This is a genomic window from Acetomicrobium mobile (assembly GCF_937920065.1).
Window position 1 is genome coordinate 1 of sequence record NZ_CALETC010000166.1, and the last position, 1,974, is coordinate 1,974.

Sequence of the window (1,974 nt, forward strand, 5' to 3'; positions counted from 1 at the left end):
GGTGCTTTAGAAAAATACCACGACCTCGCCATAACGTCAACTTCAAGGTTTAACACACTCATCTCGCTTGCTCTCCCTAGTACTTCCTCAAAGATAGATTGAACCTTGTAATATACATACCCCTAGGAGATTTTGCGAATCCCTTTATAAAATTAATCTTCCACAGAGTTTTTAACAAATTCTTTCTCCATCTTCATAATGATAATGTTTAGCAACGACATCCCAAAGATTTAGCTTTTCAAGAATCCTACGTGGAACGAGCATGGATACATGTACAACACCAGGCAATCTTCCAATCTCCACCTGTCCTGTAATTGTGCACCTGTTTTTAACCTCCTGCAATGACAATCCTGTTAAAGCAGACATTCTTTCAAGTCCGTTATCACAGGCTTCGTTTAAATTTTTGCCAGTCCCTACGACATGAACTGGCAACGCTTCTCTTTCGAGTTCAAAGCCATACAAGTCTGCTACTTCTTTTGCCCTTTTCAAGATCTCTTCGCTACGTATAAAAACGATTTGCGAAAGATCTTGAGCCAAGGGAAGCACAATAGGACCATCTAAAGCAAGCCCTTTCAGGACCTTTACTTCCAATATTACCTCAGCAGTGACATCGGTGGTATGACCCGCTATTTCTCCATCTCCCATCATAGCATGGACATCTCCTACGTATACACCACCACCTTTTACTTTTACAGGTGCGATTACGATTGAACCTTCTACAACTTCGTTTATATCCATGTGGCCGTCCGTTCGTAATTTCAATTGTTCTCCCGTCAAAGCATACTCATGGGGTGCTCCCACAAGGGAGCTGCCAAAATCTCCTGCGTTATGGGAAGATGGCATTGCTATAGCAGGACATGTTCCAAGGTTGCCAACCATGGGGCGTAAAGGAGCTATTAATCCAGGCAGATCACCCCTCGCCATAATATTGGCCGAATATTGTTTTGACTCAGGAGGAAGAGCACTAAAATACGCTGCATCACAAGCTATTTCCTTTGCTACCGCAGGTGGTACAGTTACCGCTACTTCTCTTTCATAATCCATCAGGATAGTATAAGTGTTGCCAAAGATGAAGGGATGAATCGGGGCCCCGCATTTCTTACAACGTATAGCATCCTCTCCTATGCCATCAACATACGTTTCAGGGTTTATAGTTCCGCAGGATGGACATTTCTTGGCAACGAAAGGATCGCCAACAAAGTGCCCTTCCTGAGGCACATCAGTACCGGACGTAGTGGCAAGGGAAAGGACATTAATTTTTCGAACCTTTATCATTATTGAATCTCCCACTTCTGCGCCTTCAACTTCAACGGGATACGTCACTTCATGCCCACTCGGGTAATCGGGAGTTATCATAGCGCCCCAACATCCGGGACTCACTCGAGCAACTATAACACCTCCATCCTTAACCGGTCCCATAAAGGGTTGTTTAGGATCCAACACCCATACCATCTCTTTTGTATTAACGATCACTTGAGCCATTTAACTCAACTCCCTTGTTCGCAATTTTAAAAATCTTCTAAATTAATTCTATCATCCATGCTATTTTACAGGCGAGCAAAATTTTATACGCGGCTAATTATTGGGATGCCTATTCTTAAACACAGCACCATCAATAAACGTTAAAACTCCTTCTTGGGTTTACCTATTATCCAGACGACTTTTCCAATTATTTTTACCAAGCCGGAGGCCAAGTCCTCCTTATTAAAAAACATGGGGCTGTAAGACGGGTTTGCCGGCCTCAACTCTAACGAACCATCAGCTTTTGTGTAGATGTACTTTACCGTCCACTCATTTCCAATGGTCACCAAAGCCACATCTCCTTGCCCTACTTCCCCGTTAGGGTTGACAACGACTATGGAGTTATCCGTGATTCCGGCTCCGATCATGCTTTCGCCCGAGACCCTTACCGCAAAGGGGGGAATATCTCCCACAGGACCCAAAGCGTCGTCTGGTACATATATCATTTCTTCA

General features: G+C 43.9%; 2 protein-coding genes. Both read right to left on the minus strand.

Annotation, left to right across the window (positions count from 1 at the left end; translation table 11 throughout):
• Window positions 1-171 precede the first annotated feature (171 nt).
• Entirely contained in the window at window positions 172-1,482 is a 1,311-nt protein-coding gene (locus Q7P41_RS06110; protein WP_303882907.1) for an acetamidase/formamidase family protein, read from the minus strand.
• A 140-nt stretch (window positions 1,483-1,622) separates the two neighbouring features.
• A partial coding sequence (locus tag Q7P41_RS06115; protein WP_303882908.1) for a LexA family transcriptional regulator occupies window positions 1,623-1,974 on the minus strand: 352 nt, incomplete at its 5' end.

Coding starts and splice junctions, on each gene's coding strand:
- Q7P41_RS06110 (WP_303882907.1), bottom strand. CDS start 1,482: ATGGCTCAAGTGATCGTTAATACAAAAGAGATGGTATGGGTGTTGGAT.